Origin of the sequence: Polycladidibacter stylochi (assembly GCF_001562055.1) — a bacterium.
Taxonomy (GTDB): Bacteria; Pseudomonadota; Alphaproteobacteria; order Rhizobiales; family Stappiaceae; genus Pseudovibrio; species Pseudovibrio stylochi.
The window spans coordinates 330,617-349,831 of sequence record NZ_LLWE01000025.1; the positions used below are offsets into that span (position 1 = coordinate 330,617).

Here is a 19,215-nt window from a genome sequence, read left to right on the forward strand (position 1 = left end):
TTAACCACCAAGCTTTAGGCTATTGAACTGAGCCAAAGTACTCGGATTAATGCCAAAGCCCGGATTCGAGAACAAGGAAACTGTAGGTGCAACACCAATATTATTATTGATGTCAAACATACTGGTAAATCTGGTAATTGTTTTTTCCAGAGCCTTAGGCGTAATTAAGTCCTCTACCTTTAACTTTTTCAAAATATGCGCCGCTTGCTTGTCAACGTTACCGCCAACCATTTTATCTGGCATATTAATGGTAGTACGAACGAACTTATAGAGTGCAGGATCCGCTAGTATTTCATAGGCCCAGTTATCCTTAACCTTTTGTGATATCTTGGGATCATCAAGAGTTTTTTGCGAAGGAAGTAACTCGGGGATCTTACGTTTGAAGTACAGCGCCAACCGCACACCTTCGTTCTCGGCACCCTCGTTAAGCTCTAAAGTTTGCTTCAGGTACTTATCGACGACTTTTTGCTGACCGGCAATCAGCTTATCTTGTATCGCTTTGGTTTTTTCAGCTCGCATCGACTGAAGCATATCTTCAACCTTAAATGATTTTGTAAGGTCATTGAGGTTGAGTTTCTTATCCAAAAAGTCAATTTGCTTATCGAGGCTCTGCCTCCGCATTTCTGCAGGCATGCGCGCAATATCTTGTATATTCTGCTTTAAAACCGGATCACCTAGGATGTTGCTCCAGATTTTCGTTTTCTTAGCATAATCAAACTCTGTAGAACCGATGCTATAATTATTCGGAATAAACATTTTCAACACAGAAACAAAATAGTTATCTTTGTTCTTTTGCGCAGTCACTTGCTCTTGAGTGTGCGTCGCCTCTGTAACGAGAGATGTTTGCCCTTTAATACCACCGGTCCGTAAATAACTAAACTCTTCAACAAAGTGCTTAAAGCGTTTATCAGTTAGCTTATTCGCAAATGACTTAGGGTCATCAACACCCTCATTAAGGGCCTTTTTCATAAACCCCTTGGCATAGGCCATATCATTCAGGCCCATCGCTCGCATGGCATAGTTAAAAACTTGAAAGTCATTAACAAATTCGTCTACAGAGGTAATATTCTTCATACGCTCAAGAAAGTGAGCACTTTCTCGCTTTACCTGCGGATCTTTGGAGGTCGTCTCCAATGTTTTCGCCATATCGCGAGTAACCAGTCTGTATCGAAGTGCTGTATCCAACATTGCGAAGAATCTCCAAAGTATAATTTACCTTAAAACATGAAGCCTTTGCCTTGTCCGAAGCTTGTAAAATTTGAATATTAGTAGTTTTATTACAGATACAACTTATTACAACCAAAAAGTGTATACACAATTATCATATAAAATAACGCTTCGTGGGAATGCAAAAATAAGTTGCAAATTAATTAGATGCCAAATTAACCCAATGAAATCATCTAGGCGCGCACACAAGCAAGATCTATAAACACTAGACCAAAAGAATGCCTGCTTGTGTACGCGAGCTAGGATTTAACGCTTGTTGAATTGAGCCAATACTAAATACGCAAGGCCAGCAACAAAAAGCCCCACAAACCAAGCATAAGTATAAAGGTCCAAAAAGAACTGTGGTGCTGTTTCACTTAGTCCTACAGCAACCATAAAGCCTGGAAGGTTGGGCAAAATACCAATTATCAATGCCCCCAAACCAGCAAGATTCCAGCCCTTACAACCAGTATAACAACCTTCCATGCGGAACAAATCTTCCACATTGAGTTTCGTCTGGCGAAGGAGATAGTAATCTGCCAACATAATTCCAGCAATTGGCCCTAAAAGTGCCGAATAGGCAACCAGCCAACCGATAATGTGGTTCACAAGCACCCAGGGGAACATGACCAAACCAATGCCTGCAGTAATATAGCCACCACGGCGAAGATTTATCGATCTAGGTGCTAAATTGGAAAAACCGTGCGCAGGAGCAACCACGTTCGCAGCCAGGTTTGTCGTTAATGTTGCAACAATAAGGACAACGAGTGCCAGTATAATGCCCATTCCCCCCATACGCTCTGCCAGTTGCACAGGGTCCCAAATAGCTTCCCCATAAATCACAACAGTGGCAGATGTCACAGCAGCCGCAATAAAAGCAAATAATGCCATAGGTATCGGCAGCCCCAAAGCTTGCCCAACCAACTGGTCTTTTTGCGAGCTAGCATAACGTGTAAAATCTGGAATATTCAGCGCCAATGTTGCCCAATAGCCAATCATACCCGTTAAACCCGGCCAAAAGGCAGACCAGAATTGCCCTTCTTTAGGCTGCCCGGCATCAAACAGAGAGGGCGTCGATAGCATTTGCCCAAATCCCCCGGCTTGCACATAGGCCCAAACCAGCAATGCGATGCCCATAACTAGAAGAAACGGTGCAGCGTAAATTTCTAGCCAGCGAATGGACTCGGTTCCATTGCGAATGAAGTATAAATGCAATCCCCAAAAAGCCAGGAAGCTGATGAATTCACCGCCATTGATACCAAGTATTGGCAATGGGTCTCCAATTAAAGCATCGCCAGTTAGCCTATTAAGTATCACGTAAATTGCAGAGCCACCGACCCATGTTTGAATACCAAACCAACCACAGGCCACAATACCCCGGGCGACCGCTGGTAATTTTGCCCCGGCAGGACCAAAGGAAGAGCGTAGCAATACAGGAAAAGGAATCCCGTATTTAGTACCCGCATGCCCCACCAAAACCATGGGCACCAAGACAATGACATTGGCGAGCAAAATCACGATAACAGCTTGATCCCAACTCATGCCATCACTAATCAAAAAGGATGCCAACATATATGCTGGAATACTAACAACCATTCCAACCCAAAGTGCCGCAATTGAAATCCAGTTCCATGTACGGGCCGAAGCACTCACAGGTAGCTGATCTTCGTTATAGAGTGCTTCATCAATCCCGTTTAATTGACTATGCATCACACCGAACTCATCAGGCACTGCGTTATTATCAGTCATTTTTCCTGTATTCGTCATTCGCGCCTCAATTTATTCAAGCTACTTTTCAAGGAAATTCGCTAAACCCAAGCAAATTGACGGGCTTTTATCATATAGAGGGTCTATGTCATCACTTTTTGCTAGTTTACACAAAAAACAGGAAATATATTTATATAACCAGTCATCATCAGGTATATATATCCACAAATTCGTCTATATTTTTACTACAAAGTCAAATTTATTACCCAAAGGGAATCAGAAACAATAAACTACTTTGATAGTGTAGAAATAATTTATTATGCAATATATTACTCAAGTTAAAACGAAAATAATTATTACTACTAATATAAACTATAAAGAACAATAATAGAAAAATTGAAATTCTTTATTTCAATGGACTTTCGAGTGTTTACTCGTTAGTTACACCTTCAAGAGCACACTTATATTCTATCTGGTAGCAATAAACCATGGCGCATGCATCGAATTCGCGCGGTCAAACACGAATACAAAAAGAAAAATCAGAGGCCATCCTCGCCGCTGCATTAAAAGTATTTGCAAACTACGGTTTTCGTGGCGCGACAATTGATCAGATTGCCGATGAGGCTGGGCTATCAAAGCCAAATTTGCTCTATTATTTCAAAAATAAAGAGGACATGCACCACCAGCTTATCGAGCGTATACTTGTTATCTGGCTTGATCCATTGCGTCAGTTTTCAGCAACGGGAGAACCAGTGGAAGAAATATGCGCCTATGTGCAACGTAAGTTAGAAATGGCACGCGACTTTCCATTACAAAGCCGACTGTTTTGCTCTGAGGTTTTACAAGGAGCTCCCAACATAATGAGTGAGCTCACCGGCCCGTTGAAAACACTGGTCGACGAAAAGGCAATGCTTATAGAACATTGGGCAAAAGCTGGCTACATTAACCCAGTTGACCCCTATCACTTACTGTTCTCCATATGGGCAACAACCCAGCATTATGCAGACTTTTCTATACAGGTTGAAGCGGTGCTGGCACAAAACAAACAACACTGGTTTGTTGACGCCTCAGCACACCTAGATAAATTATTCCGTACATTACTGAAGCCCAGCTAAAAACACGAAACCTACAACATACATTATCATCTTCATATTTTATTATTTTTTTACCTATTGGGGATCCACATTACATCAATAAATACAATATATTAGCAAGATTCTCAGTTCAGGACCTATGAATAATCCAGCCTCGGTTCAGCAACCGACCCTATCAGTATGCAAAATACAACTAAAAAGTGATTAGTTAACATCTATCAACTAGGGTCCTATCATAAATGTCTGTTGATCAAAATCTACGTAAAGCTAAGTCTGCCATTAAGAAACAACAATACGACATAGCTGCTGGGCACTACCGTGAAATTTTGAACAAGTTTCCCAACAATCAACGCGCACTGACTGGGCTTTTAGAAATTGAAAAGCAAGCTCCCACGGAAGATGTTATGGATAGCTTGTATAGCCTTTATAAGGCTAATCAATTTAATGAAGTAATTACAGCTGCTGCTAGCCATTATGATACGCATAATAAATCATGGGAGCTCAACTACTTGTTCGCAGCAACCAAATCTCTATTACAACAATGGGAAGAAGCCGAAGATTACTTAGAGACAGCGTATAGATACAGCCCCACCAATGCACGCATTTTAAAACACTATGCACAAACAGCGCATTACAATGGTAAATATCGTAAAGCGCTGCAGCTGATGCAAAAATTAGTCGCGATTGAGCCTCAAAACCTGCAAAACCTATTAGACCTAGCAATAAAGCAATTATCTTTAGGTGAGCGCTCAGCTGCAATAACTACTTTGCAAGCAGCAGCACAAATTATAAGAGATGCAGATTTTACACGCTTAGATTTTGAAGAAATCTCAGAAACCGAACTTGTCAATAATATTCAAAAGGTAATTGAAGAATACGAAAAAGATAGAGATTATCAATTCGAACAGTATTTACAAATAAATAATTTCTATAATAAATTTGGAGATAAACAAAGGGCTCTAGCAATATTGGAAAAAGCCCAAAAATTGCAACCGGAGAACGCAACAGTTTATAGTAAAATTGCAGAGCATTATAATTCGATAGATGACCTGCAACAGGCTGGCACATACTTTGAAAAAGCCATTCAACTCGGATCACAAGACCTGTTTACATTAAAAACCGCTTCAGAGTTCCTATTTGATTTAGGAGAGTTTGAGAAAAGCGCTCAGCTGGCAGCCCGATCACTCAATATTCAGCCGAACGATCTAAATGCTAATTCCTTATTAATTAGTAGCTTAACACATACCTGTGATTGGTCTCTCGAAAATCAGCTAGATAAACTCGTAGATAGTAGTTCCAAAGATCAAGGGAACAGTAAATCATCAATAAACCCTTTTTCAACGCTGAGATTTACAGACAAAGCCGATAAACAACTGTTGATTTCAAAAAAATACTATCAATTCAACTATTTAGATAACAGCAGAGAAGCAAATGAGCTCACTACTCCAGTAAATGGTAAAATCAAAGTTGGATACTACTCCTGCGATTTCTACGACCACGCAACCATGCACTTAATAGCACAGCTGTTTGAGCTGCACGACAAACAACACTTCGAAATACACATTTTCTCCTATGGGAAGCAAGTCGATGATCATGTCAGTCGTAAACTGAAACAAAATACACAGCACTATCACGATATTAGCCGAATGAATAATGTAGATATTGCTGCCCTATCGGATAAACTGGGTATCAATATTGCCATCGATTTAAAAGGCTATACACATAACAGTCGATTTGAAATCTTTGCCCATCGTGTTGCACCAATTCAAATCAGTTATCTTGGCTACCCAGGCACAACAGGTGCACCGTTCATGGATTACATGATCGCCGACCCTGTGACAATTCCTAGTGGCTATGATCAATTTTACTCAGAAAAAATCATCTATATGCCAAACAGTTATCAGGTAAACGATAACCAAAGAAGCATAGCAGACAACCCCACAAGCCGCGCACAGCATAATTTGCCTGAAGATACCTTTGTATTTTGCTGCTTTAACAACTCCTACAAAATTTCACCGCACGAATTTACGATATGGATGCAGCTCGTCAAACAGGTCGAAGGCAGTGTGCTCTGGCTCTATCAAGCAAATGAGGCTGCCGAGAAAAACCTGCAAAAAGAGGCACAAAAACACGGGGTCAGCACCGATCGATTGATCTTTGCACCGAAAATGCCCCAAAGCGAGCATCTCGAAAGACAAAAACATGCCGATTTATTCCTCGACACTTTCAACGTAAACGCCCACACAACTGCCTCGGATGCCCTATGGGGCGGCCTTCCTGTAATTACCAAAGCAGGTGAAAGCTTTGCAGCACGCGTGGCAGCAAGTTTGCTAACGGCGATTGGATTGCCCGAGCTGATTACACATTCGCAAGAAGAATATGCCGCCCTAGCCCTCCACCTGGCAACCCATCCGGAAGAATTACGCGCGATCAAGCAAAAACTCCAACAAAACCGACACACGGCACCGCTATATGACAGTGAGGGCTTTACCCGCCATTTAGAAAGAGCCTTCGAAGAAGTCATAAATCGCTATAACAGCGGCGCAAAACCAGAGAATATTGACGTAAAGGAGCTAATAGCTCAATAGCAAGACCAGCATTTCCAACAAATGGGCCATTGCGACAATGGCCCACAAAGACTTCAGTTTTATAACAGGTAACACGGCCTAGTTACTGAGTTAATTAATGCGCAGTGCGCACGGTCCATTGTTTGTACCAGTTCACACAATTATGTCTGCGCAAAATATCGCTACCACTTACAAGATGCGCACTGGAATCATTGCTATTGAATAAGTGTATAAATGGCTCATGCGCCCCATTATACAAGCATCATACTATATCCTATAAGAACTTTAATTAAACCAGTTACACTAAACATATATTTTAGTTCTTATTGCATTAAGCATAATTCTCTGGTTTGGCGCGCTATCATTTTTTCCTCATTTGTTGCGATAGCAAAAATCGTGGCCTTTGCGGACGGCTTTGAAAGGCATGCGAAAGTAGAATTACAACCACTATTAGCCTCGCGATCAATTTCCAGCCCGAGATACTCGAGCCCAGAACAAACGCTTTCGCGCGTTCTTGCCGAATTCTCACCGACACCACCTGTAAACACCAAAGCATCCAACCCGCCAATTGTAGCGGTGAGTGAGGCAAGCTCGCGGCGAATACGGTTATCGTAATACTCAAGAGCCTGTAAAGCTGATTGTTCCTTTGAAGCCTCTAGATCACGCATATCCTGCGAGATACCGGAAAGACCTTTCAAGCCAGATTCTTTCGTGAGCAAATCAGAGACCTGTTTGGGTGTCATACCCTTTTTCTCAATCAAATAAAGCACAACACCAGGATCAAGCAAACCACACCGAGTGCCCATTACCAACCCATCAAGCGGTGAAAAGCCCATAGTTGTTGCAACTGATTTACCATCTTTTAGCGCACATAAAGAGGCACCATTGCCAAGGTGAGCAATAACAACTCTACCCTCAGCTAAATCAGGTGATACCTGTTTCAGTTCCTCAGCAATATAATGATACGACTGTCCATGAAAACCAAAGCGGCGTACACCACCCTCATAGTATTCGAGTGGTAACGCAAAAGCTTCGTTGACAAATTTTTGTGATCTATGAAAAGCTGTATCAAAGCAGGCGACATTTGGCTTGTCTCCAAACGCTCGCTTAGCGCCGCGGATACCAGCAAGATTATGCGGGTTATGTAAAGGAGCAATCCAGTTAAGAGTTTCTAACTGCGCTTCGATATTCTCGCAAACAAGTACCGGTTTGCTAAACAAATCATAGCCATGCGCAACACGGTGACCAATTGCATCAACTGCACGCGTTGGCGAATGCGCGTCTAACAGGTCAAGAATACCGTCAAGTGCAGTATCATGGTCACACTTACCTTCCGCACTCAAAGGACTATCGCAAATTACATCGCCCCTATCCGTTTTTGATTTTAAATGTGCACGCGGCGACCCGATGCCATCAACCAAACCAGTTAGTACAGCAGTTTCATGCTGAAATAGTTGAAATTTTATTGATGACGAGCCCGCATTGAGAACAAGAATACTATCCATTGTTATTCCGTTTTTCGAGTAAATATCGATGTTCTCTTAGGATAGGTTGCAGATAAATAGTTACAACCTACTAATTGGATTATGATAAAGAGTAATTAGGGATTGTTACGATTAAGTCACTAAAATCCGTAGATGCTTGACGTTAATTGTTCCAAGTTGGATGTCATCGATGATGATTTCTAATACTTTTAGCTATATCATTACACGCACCCCTATTTAGCCCCCATTCCAATAATACTCGTGCACCAGTCAACAAACTGGGAAACTGCTGGCCTCGCCTGTTCACGGTGTCGTGCATAATAAGCCGCATCTTCATTAATTGCTGTATCCGAAAGAACGACCAGATCTCCCCTTTCTATTTCCGCCTTAAATGTTTCGACAGGGCAAAGTGCGATACCGTGCCCAGCAATTGCTGCGGTAACAAGAAGATTAAAATCTTGATAAACTGGCCAGTTATCCCCTCCAACCCATTTAATACCAGCAGCTTGAAACCAGTTACGCCAACCATCCCTGTTTTCATCATGCAGTAATGGAACTATTGAGATATCTCCTGGAAAAGTAAGGTTACTGTATTTATTGAGAAATGAAGGACTACAAACGGGTTTGGTTGCCCGTGAGATTAACCAATTTGAGCGAACATGACTGCTGTCCTCTGTTCCTAGCGTAACCAAAACATCGATACCACCACTCAACAATTTCTGATTTGCTGTCGCATAAACTACTCTAACATCTAGTTCAGGGTGAGTAGTGGTAAAGTCGTTCAAATTAGGAACGAGTAACCTGCTCGCAATGGACGGAATACAACCTACTGTAAGTACCTCTTTACCATCCAAAGCTCTTACTTCTCTGCATGCTTCATCTATTTCAGCTAAAGCAGGTGCCAATTTCCGATATAAGGTTTCACCTGCATGTGTTAGCTCAACGCCTCTTACCTTGCGTTTAAATAGGTCGGTACCAAACCAAGTCTCCAAATTCTTAATTTGATGACTTACAGCAGCATAAGTAACACAAAGTTCATCCCCAGCCTTGGAGAAAGATAGATTTCTTGCGGCAGCCTCAAAGACCCTAATTGCGGTTAATTTAGGTAGTTTTATGTAAGTATTTCTCACACCTGATAAAAAAGGATCATTTGTCATTTAGCTAAATTGCATTCACTCTCCACACATAAACTAAAAGCACAACAAGACAATAGGAACTGCTGCCTAGAAAAGTTCCTTCCACTGTAGCGATAGAGTGGTTTGATTAAGTTTGTAAACTGTGGAGATCTAAATGTTCGTACGCTCATTAGCTGATGTTGAAAAGACTGATTTCTTTGTCGAATGGGGAAATGGGACCAGCCATCGTTTGCTAACAGAACAAGACCAAATGGGTTTTACTGTCTGTCATACTGTAGTGCGAGCCAATACCGTTTCAGAGTTGCATTACCGAAATCACCTGGAAGCATGCTACTGCATTGATGGTGAAGGTGAAGTCGAAGACATGGAAGGTAAAATCTATCCGATCAAAAAAGGTGATATTTATGTACTTGATAAGCATGATCGGCACTTTCTTCGTGGTGGTAAAAACGAGGATTTAATCTTGGTAAGTGTGTTCAATCCACCGTTAACAGGCAAAGAACGTCACAACCTCAACAATCCCGATGGATCAGCCTACTAATTTTGTCACTCGAAGCTACTAGTTCTACTGTTTTGAAGAAACAGTAGAGGATAAGTATGCGCTACGCATATATATTACGGCAAAAAGAAGACTATTGATGTTAATTGCATAAATACTGATTTTGTAACTCAAAGGAGAGATTGGTTACATCTTCTATTATTAATGCAACTCAAGTATTTTCACTTAAAAATAAGTATAGATACTTTAATGGCATCAACATTCTTACCATTACTAAAGGTCAGAAATAGTTTTCCAATGTTAAAAATGAGGGGAAGCAATATGCTAAATATAAAGTCTATAACTACTTCTGTTTTACTATCAACTACAATCTCAGCCAGTGCTTTAGCAGGTAGCACAATCACTGACGGTTCAATTTTAGTTGGTACCGATTTAAGTTACCCACCATACAACTATATTGATGAGAATGGCGCTCCAGCTGGTTTCGATGTTGAGCTGATGACCGCATTAGCTAAGAGAACAGAATTAAATATAACTTTCCTTGATACAAAATTTGAGAACCTCATTTTGGGTGTCAATGGTCAACAATTTGATGTGATTGCTTCCACTCTCTATGTTAAACCTGAGCGTGCCAAGAAAATTGATTACGTTCCATATATGAAGACTGGCGTTTCAATAGCAGTAGCTTCTAGTAGCGGTAAATCATTTGCTACATTAAATGATCTATGTGGCCAAGTGGTAGGCTCCATTAAAGGTGCAGCTTGGTTAGAAGCATTTGAGGAAATGAATACTGGTATTTGCGCCAAAAACCCAATAGACAGCCGCGAGTTTCCAACCTCCCCTGAAGCCACCCAAGCACTACTATCGGGCGGAGTTGATGCACAAGTAGAAGACTCGGCTGTACTCGGCGCTGCAGTCGATAAACTGAATGGACGTTTGGTAATCTCATCCAAAGAGCAATTCTATCCAGTAATCGTAGGCTTGGGTGTTAAAAAGAATAATGAGGCCTTGGTAAACGACTTACGCGTTGCACTGAAGGGCCTAGAGGAGGATGGAACATACACTGATCTTCTCAAAAAATACAATCTGGCGAAGCCAAGTGAGGAAGAGTTCCTCAAAGCAGTAGGTCAGTAGTTTGTACCCATAACTACATATTTAGGCGACGCACTATATTGGTGTGTCGCTTTTTCTTTCGGAGGAGAACACGATGCAATTCGACTGGAACTATCTGTTCAGTCTAGCCAGTTTCAAAGACTTTTGGACAGCAAGTCTGTTGGTAGCTTGGCTTAGCATCCTGACATGGACAATTGGCGTAGTTACGGGTTTTTTTCGTTGCGTTAGCTCGTACTAACGGGCCATTCTGGCTACGCCAGTTGGCTGGCACCTACATTTGGTTTTTCAGAAGCTTGCCGCTTCTTGTTCTACTAATTTTTGTGTACAATTTGCCACAATTGATGCCTGGCTTGCGCCCAATTCTATCTAACCCTTTTTGGGCTGGTTTGATTGCATTGGTCATTAGCGAAACAGCATACATTGCGGAAATCCATCGCGGTGGACTTTTATCAATTGATAATGGTCAACATGAAGCAGCCCATGCTCTAGGAATTCGCTCCTTTGGGAAATACAGGCAGATTATTGTACCACAAGCATTTCGTGTGGCTTTGCCAACCTTGGGCAACCAATTCATAACCATTGTAAAGTTGACTTCATTGGTTTCCGTTATTTCACTCTCTGAAATACTATTGGTTGGTCAACGCCTTTATACTAGAAACTTTCTAGTCATAGAAACTTTAGTAGCCGTATCTTTGTACTATGTAATGATAGTAACAGTATTTACATGGGCAGCTAGTTGGCTAGAACGTCGTATGGATGTGACACGTAGAAAGACATCTGAACGTGAAGTACCAGTTTCCACTGAGAAAAAAGAGATTGTAAGATCAGCTCGAAAAATCGGTGAAGAAATTGTCGTTGATATGAAAAAGGTACGAAAGGCTTTCGGTAAAAAAGTTGTACTCAACGACATCTCACTTGAAGTTCGATCTGGTGAAGTGGTAAGCGTTATTGGCCCATCTGGTTCAGGTAAAACGACACTAATCCGTACAATCAATGCACTACAAGATATAGATGCAGGCACTATACGCTTCCATGGTGAGGATTGGATTGATGGAAATGGGCGCTACCAGTTAGCAAAAACTTTTCATGACGATGTGGTGCACTTAGGAATGGTGTTCCAATCATTCAACCTATTCCCCCATAAAACAGTTCTGGAGAACATTATGATGGCACCTCGCTATCATAAAATGGGAAGTAATGCAGAACTGAAAGAAAAAGCAGAAGGCTATCTTCATAAGGTAGGTATGGCCGCTCACGCAGATAAGTATCCGCACCAGCTTTCTGGGGGACAAAAGCAGCGTGTCGCTATATCCCGCGCACTAGCAATGGAACCACGGGCCATTTTGTTTGACGAGCCGACATCAGCACTTGATCCTGAACTTGTAGCAGAAGTTCTTCGAGTAATTGAAATGCTCGCTTCAGAAGGGATGACAATGATTATTGTGACCCACGAAATGCGTTTTGCAACACGCATAAGCGATCGTATCATCATGATGGAAGATGGCAATATGGTTGCTAATATAAAATCCCAAGAGCTTGCTACTGCTCCTGAAGGCGAGAGAGTCAGGCAGTTTATGGCTCAATCTGAACACGGCTAGCCAATAATTCTACTGAGCAAAGAGGCTTGCTTCGCAATGAGCAAGCCTCTTTCGCAAAAACAAGACTTATGCATCCTGTTAAATCATTATGCAAATGACGCGCAATCTACCATAAATCTAAAGCCCAAACATTAGCTGCTCTCCCTATGCAGCTTTAACGTGGCACGGGCAGTTGCCTCATCCACGATTAAATCAGTTATGTATCCTGTGAGCAGCAAGCCTCGTAAAGCCTGCGCTTTATCAACGCCGTCAACAATAACGATGACCCGCTTCGTCTTGGCAATCAACTCCAGTGGAATTCGAACAACAATATCTGTTTCACTTTCAATAATCCGTCCAGATATATCAAAAAAGTAGGAGGCAAACACACCTACAGCTTTTCCTGTTCGAAGCTTATTTCCAAATCGAGCTGCAGTCGCCTGATCTGGTATGACAGGGTAGGTGTTAATACCCAAAACAATGGTATCGAGCTGCGACCACAAATTAAAAATACTCTTAAAGTCGTGAGTATCTTCAAAAAGCTCCTTATCACTCTGTGAGTTTGGAAAAGCCGGCGCATGTAAATACTGCGGTGTAAAAGCAATTTTTTCAGAAAATAGTCGCGTTAATTCATTCGCCTGCATAGACTTAATTGGGAATGGCGCACTACCAATAATTGGGCAGACTTTGTGTTCAAGCGAAATGTCCCTATCAGAATCGCTCAGCTTTTCTATTAGCTCACCAATAGTTTCGCCCCATCCCAACCCTATGTTTTGCATTTGATTGCTAAGGCTATCAATGTAGCTAGCCGCCTGAGATATGAGAAGGTGATGCGTTAAGTTAGCTTCCTTAGCGTTTGTTGGCACGATTAAACCGGTACTGACACCAAACTTGTCAGAAATTTCAGCCATTAAATCGTCATTACTGCCGATAGGGGAAACGACCTCAATTCGCACAATACCTTGCTTCTTGGCGTCAGCGAGAATTTTGCTCACAGCCGGTCGTGAAATTCCGACCATCTTGGCAATATCTGCCTGCGTCAACTCCTTCTCGTAATACATACGGCAGATTTCTACCATTCTTAATGTATCTTGGTTCACTTTCATTGGAGCTGTACCTGTAAGAAATTTGGGGCCTTTTGCGGGGCTTATCACATGGACTTATTGTTTTGGTCCAATAGACAAAACTAACTCTTCGCACATCTGCGTAAAATATTAAATCCTGATATTCTTTATCAACACGACTCTCAGTGATCTGAATAAACCTTGCAATCAATTAGGTTAGACATTTACAAAGTTCATATTTATCAAAGTAATCGCTTCTAGATTCCATACTTTTGCTATTCACAATGATATGCCAATCAGGCCTGTAAAAAACAGGCCTGAAGTGAGCACGATTAAATCAATCAAGGAAGAACTTGCCATTCGGATGGCTGAAGCACAAGCCTTCATGATCATGATGGGTAGCATACTCGGTCACAATTGCACCTTGCGGCCCTGCCCGCATCCAATGGCGTTCACCAGGAGCAGAGAGCATTGCTACATTGCCCGGCAAAACTTCTTCACGTTTAAAAGCGGTCGTACATTCAGTATGCGAGCTAGGAATATCCTGTGCAACGCCCTCTGTTGGCTGACCTTCTGCATAGGTGTATATACTACCGTGACGCACGTGCCAAGCTTCGCATTTTTCGTTCGTTGCATCGGTTGCAACATGCCAATGCTCTGGTATTGCTTGGTTAGGAAGCAAGAAGATTTCATGACCACTAATGTTGTATTTTGCATCAGTAATCCAGAAAATACCGGCCATGCCTGACTCGGCAAAGTTACCAATATTGAAATCCTTCACCCAAAAATCATCGGTGTCGAAACGTGGTGGAATGGGATAGTTATAGAAGCGCATCATTTCAAGGTAGGCTTCACGCGCTACATCCATTTTAAATGTGCCATCAGCATCATAGAAGTGCTCGTTTGGATAAACCTTAAGTTCTGCAGTCATTTTATTCTCCTAAGTCTATAGAGAGGTGTTCATTATTCTTTGAATTTTAGTAGAGAACTTACTTAGCGGCTTGAGGCAGCGTAAGGCTTCAAGGTGCGTGTAATGTAGCTTTTGATCTTTTCTCGCTCATTGATAGCCATGGCAACCACAAGGATTAAGCCTTTGATGATTGTTTGCCAAAAGATCAAAACATTCATCATGCTCAAACCATTACCGATCACAGTAATAATCATTGCAGCAACAAGCGTACCGACGATTGTCCCACGACCACCGGTCAAGGCAGTACCACCCAACATAATAGAAACGATAACATCCATATAGAACATTTCGTAGACACGTGGGTCACCTGCACCAAGGCGTGAAGCTGTCATAATACCTGCAAAAGAAGCCATAAGAGCAACAACAACAAATAGTACAGTCACAATCTTGTTTACATTGATACCAGAAAGTAAAGCTGCATTTTCATTACTGCCGATAGACATTGCATACTTACCAAGTATCGTTTTATTCGCAACGATCCAGAAGAATACACAACCAATAACAGCAAGAATGATGGGAAGAGGAATGCCCAATACAACACCGTTCATGAGTGTTCCAAATGCCTCAGGCAAATCACCACGCACGGACTGACCATTACATATTACCAGCGCGAAACCTTTACCCATGAACATCATGCCAAGTGTCGCAATGAATGGCGAAATATCCCATTTGGTAACCAGTATGCTGTTCAGGATACCAAAGCATGCACCAGCCGCTAGCGTCAAAACAAACGCAATAGTCAGGGGCACACCTGAAAGTGCCAGCATGGTGTAGAGCACACCGCTGAATGCCAGATTGGAACCGGCAGACAGATCGAAGTTACCAGTCATCATCAATATGGTTGCTGCACTAGCAGCAATTAATAATGATGATGATTGCTTAAGCATATTAAAGTAGTTACCTACCTCAAAGAAGTGCTCGGAAGAAAATGCAAAGTATGCATTCAACGCGATTAGCACAAGAAATAGGATGAATGTTTGTGTTCCAGCAATAGATTTGAATTTTTCGCTAAGAGTCATTGCCCTAAATCCTTTCCTGCAACAACATCCATAATGAAGTCTGTATCGACATCATCACCATTTTGGATAATACAGCGTGCTTCGCCGTCATACATGAGCACAATACGGTCGCACAGCTGCAGTACTTCTTGTAACTCAGAGGAGAAGACGATTATGCTCTTGCCATCGTTAGCAAGATCGCGAACAATTTCGTGTATTTCTTGCTTGCCGCCAATATCAACACCACGGCTAGGCTCATCCATGAGGATGATGTCGCTGTCGCGGTTCAAGCATTTACCAATAACCACTTTTTGCTGGTTACCACCGCTTAGCAAGCCCACTTTGTGCTCGCGGTTACTTGAAGCAATTGACATGGCATCGCGATAATGGTCCGCAAGTTTGTTTTCTGCCGCCCGGCTGATCAAACCGCCTTTCAAGACAGTACCCATTCGCATCAAAGGAACGTTCTGACGAATGCCTAGTAAGCCAAAGATACCCTCTTGCCGACGCTCTTCTGGCACCAAGGCAATGCTGGCTTTAAGTGCACGGCGTACACTATTGAGCCAGACTCGCTTGCCTTTAACCCGAATCTCGCCTTCACTGTCATGCCCGTAAAGAATTTCAGATACTTCGGTTTTACCTGCACCAACCAAGCCGTAAAAACCAAGAATTTCACCCTTATGAAGATCAAAGCTTACATTCTTGAGTTTACGAGTTGATACATTTTTAACTTCAAGCAGTTTTTCATCACTTCGCTTCTTACTTGGCACGTATTCGTTAACAACGATCTTGCCAAGCATCATGCGAACAAGGTCGGCGCGGTCCATGCCCTCAAGCGAACGTGTGCCCACCATTTCCCCGTCCCTAAAGACACTTACGTAATCACCAATTTCAAAAATCTCACTTAGTTTGTGAGAAATGAAGATCATGGTGACACCGCTTGCCTTAAGCCTTGCCACGGTTTGAAACAGCTTTCGAGTCTCACCAAGGCTGAGAGCAGCTGTCGGCTCATCCATAACAAGCACAGAACAGTCCGAACACAACGCCTTGGTAATTTCTACAAGCTGCTTTTGTGCAACCCCTAAGCTGCCCACAGCATCGTCCAGCGAAATACTCTCATCGAACGTTGCGAGTATTTCTTTGGCTCTCTTAAGCATCTCACTCTTTTGAGGGAAGCCGTATTTATGCTCTTCTTGGCCAAGCGTAATATTTTCGGCAATAGTAAGCTCATCCACAACGTTCAATTCTTGGTAAAGAACTGAAATGCCGTCGGCCATCGCCTCCTTAACCCGCGTTGGAGCGAAAGGTTTGCCGTTAAGAGTGATTTCACCAGAACTTCTCTTAATCACCCCGGTAAGGATTTTAATGAATGTGGACTTACCAGCGCCGTTTTCACCGACAATACAGTGTACTGAGTTGCGTTTAATATCAAAACTAACCGACTTAAGTGCAGTCACTCCAGGGAAAGTTTTACCAACATCTCGAATTTCAATAATATTGCTCTGATCCATGACTACCCCCGACCCATATTGGTGAAACGATGATTGAGCATGAGTGAACCAATGAGAATGACACCATAAGCAATGCTTTGATAATAGAATGGGATACCCAGGAGGTTCAGACCGTTACTTGAAAAGCCAACAACAAGGGCCCCAAGCAGCATACCGACAGTAGAGCCTACGCCACCCATCATGCTGGTACCGCCCAAGATGATCGCAACAATAACGTCAAACTCCAAACCGTTACCAACACTTGGTGATGCCAGACCAACACGTGATGTTTGCAGCACACCACTCAAACCAGCGAACAAAGCAACCATCATATATAGGAAGCCGATGATACCAACTGTGTTGATGCCGGATAATTTTGCAGCCTTGATGTTGGTACCAACTGCGTAGCTCAAGCGGCCCAGAGCTGTCTTCTTCTCGACAAAAATAAAGACCAACAGAGAGAGCACCATCAGAACAATTGCCAGCGGGAAAATTCCAAAAACAAGTTCACGACCGAAATCGACAAACTCCATTGGCAAGCCGGTCATAATGTTCGCTCCGCCGTCCCAGCGTGCAATCAAGAAAGCGAAACCACGAGCAATAAAGAGAACGCCAACAGTAGCAATAACAGGGTTAATTCCTAATACCGCCACCGTAAGTGCATTCACTGCACCCCAGCACATAGCAACAACACAAGTAATTAAAATCGATAGCTCAATAGGGACACCGTGTTTGCACATGTAAGCATGAAGAATTCCTGAGAGCGCCAATACACTACCAACTGACATGTCAAAATGACCAGTAATCATAAGCATATTTGCAGCGGAGGCGATGATGACGATTACCGCAACCTTAAGGAATACATTGGTAAAATTTGTCACGGTCAGGAAAGTTGAAGAAGCGAAGGACAACCCAACAATGATCATTAAAAGCGTACCTAATAGAACAAGCTTTTGGGTTTCCGTCCGCAGTAAGTGCTGGATCCTATCCACGTTTAACCTCCAAGCATTTCATTTCATACGAGCTGTTATTATTATTAAGCTGCATAGGAGAAAGTAAATGCAATGTAATAATGGCACATTTCTAATTATTTTGCGCTATGCCATTAGTTATAGTGAAGTATTATGAGTTTACTGGGTGCCGTTTATACTACGGCACCCATATTGTTTAGCGTTGCTTAGCAACCATAGCTTTCAAGTCTTTATCGAAGTTAAAGTTGACTTCAAGGAAGGCTTGAGCTTCACGAATTGAGTTATTCCAGTAATCGAAAGTTGGGCTTTCAGTATCAACCTGGAACCACTCATCCGTTGGAATATCGCCTTTGATCATACCCATCAGAGTATCAACCTCGGCAATACCATTGTCGCGAACTTGACCGTGGCTCAATTTAAATGAGCAGTTCGGATTAAAGATTTTGACCATTGCGTTTTCACCGGCATCAACACCGGCAATGATTTCTGTCAATGGCACACCATTATCCATGCGACCACGACCCAGTTGCTCAGTTGCCGCCAGCGCACCAAGAGCCATATCGTCGTTTGCACCAAAAATGATGTTTACATCTGGATTAGCCTGCAAAATATCAAGCGTTACATCCATAGAAGTAATGGTTGAGCCACCACCATTTTGAACGGTAACCAATTCGGCATCCGCAGAAACTGACTGCACACCTCTGAAGAATGGATCGGTACGAAGAGAAGCAATTTGCTCAAAGCCGCCAAAATTCAAAATTGCAACACGCGGTTTTTTATCTGGATGTGCTTTCAGCCATTGTGTCGCGGCCACTTCCCCCATTCGGAATGAGGAAATGTCTTCACGTGGTTGCACGTGTGGAGTCGACTTAGACATTGGAAACATCAAAGTCGTTACAATAGGAATGCCGGCTTTTTTAGCCATAGTAACGGCTGTTTCACTCATCGCAATATCAGGTGAGTGCAAAGCAATGCCGTCAACCTTTTGAGCAATCAAATTCTCAACAGCACTTAAAGCAGATTCACTACTGGATTGACCATCGACAACAATTGTCTTGGCACCATATTCTTTCTTTGCGTAACCTTCAAAGTAACGCACTACAGACTGATGATAAGCATGCTCAAGTGTGAATGGGACCTTGCCCAAAACAATTTCACCATCTGCAGCACTTACTGGTGCTGTTGAAAGTGTTACAGCAGCAGCCATAGCTAATAGTGTTTTCTTCATAGTTCTTTCCTCCACATACGCCTCCCAGGCAATATATTTTGCAAATGAGCTCGCAATAACAATTTATCGCCAGCTAAACTACCAAGCACCACAGTATTACTGAAGTACTTA

15 protein-coding genes are annotated in these 19,215 nt (G+C 42.4%); 5 read left to right on the forward strand and 10 right to left on the reverse strand.

Going from position 1 to position 19,215, the window contains the following annotated elements; all coding sequences use genetic code 11:
* Both AYK67_RS10595 and AYK67_RS10600 read right to left on the reverse strand, forming a co-directional pair.
* The gene (locus AYK67_RS10595; RefSeq protein WP_068086093.1) at window positions 1-1,188 is read right to left on the reverse strand and encodes a DUF1217 domain-containing protein; all 1,188 of its coding nucleotides are present in this window, start codon (window positions 1,186-1,188) and stop codon (window positions 1-3) included.
* 285 nt (window positions 1,189-1,473) lie between these two features.
* A complete protein-coding gene (locus tag AYK67_RS10600; protein ID WP_068086095.1) occupies window positions 1,474-2,973 on the reverse strand; it encodes an NCS1 family nucleobase:cation symporter-1 in 1,500 nt (499 codons plus the stop codon).
* A 428-nt stretch (window positions 2,974-3,401) separates the two neighbouring features.
* On the opposite strand from AYK67_RS10600, the gene AYK67_RS10605 reads away from it, so the two are divergent.
* Together AYK67_RS10605 and AYK67_RS10610 are read left to right on the forward strand one after the other, a co-directional pair.
* Window positions 3,402-4,028 (forward strand): TetR family transcriptional regulator C-terminal domain-containing protein, encoded by a 627-nt coding sequence (locus AYK67_RS10605; RefSeq protein ID WP_068086097.1) that lies wholly within the window; start codon window positions 3,402-3,404, stop codon window positions 4,026-4,028.
* Window positions 4,029-4,246: 218 nt separating this feature from the next.
* Window positions 4,247-6,595, forward strand: a complete 2,349-nt coding sequence (locus AYK67_RS10610; protein WP_068086100.1) for a tetratricopeptide repeat protein — start codon at window positions 4,247-4,249, stop codon at window positions 6,593-6,595.
* A 302-nt stretch (window positions 6,596-6,897) separates the two neighbouring features.
* On the opposite strand, the gene AYK67_RS10615 is transcribed toward AYK67_RS10610, so the two are convergent.
* The gene (locus AYK67_RS10615; RefSeq protein ID WP_208976268.1) at window positions 6,898-8,079 is read right to left on the reverse strand and encodes an acetate/propionate family kinase; all 1,182 of its coding nucleotides are present in this window, start codon (window positions 8,077-8,079) and stop codon (window positions 6,898-6,900) included.
* Between the two features lie 212 nt (window positions 8,080-8,291).
* The gene (locus AYK67_RS10620) at window positions 8,292-9,215 is read right to left on the reverse strand and encodes a LysR substrate-binding domain-containing protein (RefSeq protein WP_156453118.1); all 924 of its coding nucleotides are present in this window, start codon (window positions 9,213-9,215) and stop codon (window positions 8,292-8,294) included.
* 133 nt (window positions 9,216-9,348) lie between these two features.
* Between AYK67_RS10620 and AYK67_RS10625 the strand changes: the two genes are divergently transcribed.
* The 3 genes from AYK67_RS10625 (at window position 9,349) to AYK67_RS10635 (ending at window position 12,404) form a co-directional block, all read left to right on the forward strand.
* Complete coding sequence (locus AYK67_RS10625; protein WP_068086105.1) at window positions 9,349-9,735, forward strand: ectoine synthase; 387 nt, start codon at window positions 9,349-9,351, stop codon at window positions 9,733-9,735.
* A 207-nt stretch (window positions 9,736-9,942) separates the two neighbouring features.
* Window positions 9,943-10,827 carry an ABC transporter substrate-binding protein gene (locus tag AYK67_RS10630; protein WP_206597528.1) on the forward strand — a complete coding sequence of 295 codons (885 nt, stop codon included), beginning with the start codon at window positions 9,943-9,945 and terminating at the stop codon, window positions 10,825-10,827.
* Between the two features lie 239 nt (window positions 10,828-11,066).
* Complete coding sequence (locus AYK67_RS10635; protein ID WP_244266912.1) at window positions 11,067-12,404, forward strand: amino acid ABC transporter permease/ATP-binding protein; 1,338 nt, start codon at window positions 11,067-11,069, stop codon at window positions 12,402-12,404.
* Window positions 12,405-12,535: 131 nt separating this feature from the next.
* On the opposite strand, the gene AYK67_RS10640 is transcribed toward AYK67_RS10635, so the two are convergent.
* The 6 genes from AYK67_RS10640 to AYK67_RS10665 all read right to left on the reverse strand — a co-directional run bounded on the left by AYK67_RS10640 (window position 12,536) and on the right by AYK67_RS10665 (window position 19,104).
* Window positions 12,536-13,489: a sugar-binding transcriptional regulator gene (locus AYK67_RS10640; RefSeq protein WP_082735756.1), complete on the reverse strand. Its 954-nt coding sequence runs from the start codon at window positions 13,487-13,489 to the stop codon at window positions 12,536-12,538.
* 295 nt (window positions 13,490-13,784) lie between these two features.
* On the reverse strand, window positions 13,785-14,378 hold the full coding sequence (locus tag AYK67_RS10645; protein WP_068086110.1) for a cupin domain-containing protein: 594 nt from the start codon (window positions 14,376-14,378) through the stop codon (window positions 13,785-13,787).
* Between the two features lie 62 nt (window positions 14,379-14,440).
* Window positions 14,441-15,436 (reverse strand): ABC transporter permease, encoded by a 996-nt coding sequence (locus tag AYK67_RS10650; RefSeq protein ID WP_068086112.1) that lies wholly within the window; start codon window positions 15,434-15,436, stop codon window positions 14,441-14,443.
* On the reverse strand, window positions 15,433-16,926 hold the full coding sequence (locus AYK67_RS10655; RefSeq protein WP_068086117.1) for a sugar ABC transporter ATP-binding protein: 1,494 nt from the start codon (window positions 16,924-16,926) through the stop codon (window positions 15,433-15,435). Before AYK67_RS10655 ends, AYK67_RS10650 begins: the two co-directional genes overlap by 4 nt.
* 2 nt (window positions 16,927-16,928) lie before the next feature.
* Window positions 16,929-17,897, reverse strand: coding sequence for an ABC transporter permease (locus tag AYK67_RS10660; RefSeq protein ID WP_068086118.1), 969 nt, complete (start codon window positions 17,895-17,897; stop codon window positions 16,929-16,931).
* Between the two features lie 175 nt (window positions 17,898-18,072).
* On the reverse strand, window positions 18,073-19,104 hold the full coding sequence (locus AYK67_RS10665) for a sugar ABC transporter substrate-binding protein (protein WP_068086123.1): 1,032 nt from the start codon (window positions 19,102-19,104) through the stop codon (window positions 18,073-18,075).
* Between the last annotated feature and the right edge of the window lie 111 nt (window positions 19,105-19,215).